Annotated in this window: 1 protein-coding gene; it reads right to left on the bottom strand. The window is 71.2% G+C overall.

Annotated features, from left to right (window positions below; translation table 11 throughout):
• A partial coding sequence (locus tag CI41S_RS42275; protein ID WP_210242743.1) for a beta strand repeat-containing protein occupies positions 1–2,412 on the bottom strand: 2,412 nt, incomplete at both ends.

Consider the following 2,412-nt stretch of genomic DNA (forward strand, 5'->3'; position numbering starts at 1 on the left):
GTAGGTGCCGTTGAGGCTGGCCGGGGTGGCAAAGTGGTCCTGGCCGGCGTCGACGTCGGACACCGTGAGCAGGCCCGACGCACTCGGGTCGCCCGCCGTGGTGTTGTTGACGCCGCCGGCCTCGCTGGCGGCGTAGTCGCCGCCGGCGACCACGCCGATCGCAGCGGTGTCGTTGGCGCCGGTGATGTTGACGACGATGTCGTGGCTCGCCGAGTTGTCGGCGGAGGCAACGGTGAGCGTGTCGGTGGTGGCCTGGCCGGCGATCAGGGCCTGGGTGGCGGCACGGCTGTCGTCGAGCGTGTAGGTCCACGCTCCCGTGGTGGTGTCGAAGGTGAAGGTGCCGTAGGTGCCGTTGAGGCTGGCCGGGGTGGCAAAGTGGTCCTGGCCGGCGTCGACGTCGGACACCGTGAGCTGGCCGGACGCACTCGGGTCGCCCGCCGTGGTGTTGTTGACGCCGCCGGCCTCGCTGGCGGCGTAGTCGCCGCCGGCGACCACGCCGATCGCAGCGGTGTCGTTGGCGCCGGTGATGTTGACGACGATGTCGTGGCTCGCCGAGTTGTCGGCGGAGGCAACGGTGAGCGTGTCGGTGGTGGCCTGGCCGGCGATCAGGGCCTGGGTGGCGGCACGGCTGTCGTCGAGCGTGTAGGTCCACGCTCCCGTGGTGGTGTCGAAGGTGAAGGTGCCGTAGGTGCCGCTGAGGCTGGCCGGGGTGGCAAAGTGGTCCTGGCCGGCGTCGACGTCGGACACCGTGAGCTGGCCCGACGCACTCGGGTCGCCCGCCGTGGTGTTGTTGACGCCGCCGGCCTCGCTGGCGGCGTAGTCGCCGCCGGCGACCACGCCGATCGCGGCGGTGTCGTTGGCGCCGGTGATGTTGACGACGATGTCGTGGCTCGCCGAGTTGTCGGCGGAGGCAACGGTGAGCGTGTCGGTGGTGGCCTGGCCGGCGATCAGGGCCTGGGTGGCGGCACGGCTGTCGTCGAGCGTGTAGGTCCACGCTCCCGTGGTGGTGTCGAAGGTGAAGGTGCCGTAGGTGCCGTTGAGGCTGGCCGGGGTGGCAAAGTGGTCCTGGCCGGCGTCGACGTCGGACACCGTGAGCTGGCCGGACGCACTCGGGTCGCCCGCCGTGGTGTTGTTGACGCCGCCGGCTTCGCTGGCGGCGTAGTCGCCGCCGGCGACCACGCCGATCGCAGCGGTGTCGTTGGCGCCGGTGATGTTGACGACGATGTCGTGGCTCGCCGAGTTGTCGGCGGAGGCAACGGTGAGCGTGTCGGTGGTGGCCTGGCCGGCGATCAGGGCCTGGGTGGCGGCACGGCTGTCGTCGAGCGTGTAGGTCCACGCTCCCGTGGTGGTGTCGAAGGTGAAGGTGCCGTAGGTGCCGTTCAGGCTGGCCGGGGTGGCAAAGTGGTCCTGGCCGGCGTCGACGTCGGACACCGTGAGCTGGCCCGACGCACTCGGGTCGCCCGCCGTGGTGTTGTTGACGCCGCCGGCCTCGCTGGCGGCGTAGTCGCCGCCGGCGACCACGCCGATCGCGGCGGTGTCGTTGGCGCCGGTGATGTTGACGACGATGTCGTGGCTCGCCGAGTTGTCGGCGGAGGCAACGGTGAGCGTGTCGGTGGTGGCCTGGCCGGCGATCAGGGCCTGGGTGGCGGCACGGCTGTCGTCGAGCGTGTAGGTCCACGCTCCCGTGGTGGTGTCGAAGGTGAAGGTGCCGTAGGTGCCGTTGAGGCTGGCCGGGGTGGCAAAGTGGTCCTGGCCGGCGTCGACGTCGGACACCGTGAGCTGGCCCGACGCACTCGGGTCGCCCGCCGTGGTGTTGTTGACGCCGCCGGCCTCGCTGGCGGCGTAGTCGCCGCCGGCGACCACGCCGATCGCAGCGGTGTCGTTGGCGCCGGTGATGTTGACGACGATGTCGTGGCTCGCCGAGTTGTCGGCGGAGGCAACGGTGAGCGTGTCGGTGGTGGCCTGGCCGGCGATCAGGGCCTGGGTGGCGGCACGGCTGTCGTCGAGCGTGTAGGTCCACGCTCCCGTGGTGGTGTCGAAGGTGAAGGTGCCGTAGGTGCCGTTGAGGCTGGCCGGGGTGGCAAAGTGGTCCTGGCCGGCGTCGACGTCGGACACCGTGAGCTGGCCCGACGCACTCGGGTCGCCCGCCGTGGTGTTGTTGACGCCGCCGGCCTCGCTGGCGGCGTAGTCGCCGCCGGCGACCACGCCGATCGCCGCGGTGTCGTTGGCGCCGGTGATGTTGACGACGATGTCGTGGCTCGCCGAGTTGTCGGCGGAGGCAACGGTGAGCGCGTCGGTGGTGGCCTGGCCGGCGATCAGGGCCTGGGTGGCGGGACGGGTGTCGTCGAGCGTGTAGGTCCACGCTCCCGTGGTGGTGTCGAAGGCGAAGGCGCCGTAGGTGCCGTTGAGGCT

Origin of the sequence: Bradyrhizobium ivorense, from assembly GCF_900696085.1 — a bacterium.
Taxonomy (GTDB): domain Bacteria; phylum Pseudomonadota; class Alphaproteobacteria; order Rhizobiales; family Xanthobacteraceae; genus Bradyrhizobium; species Bradyrhizobium ivorense.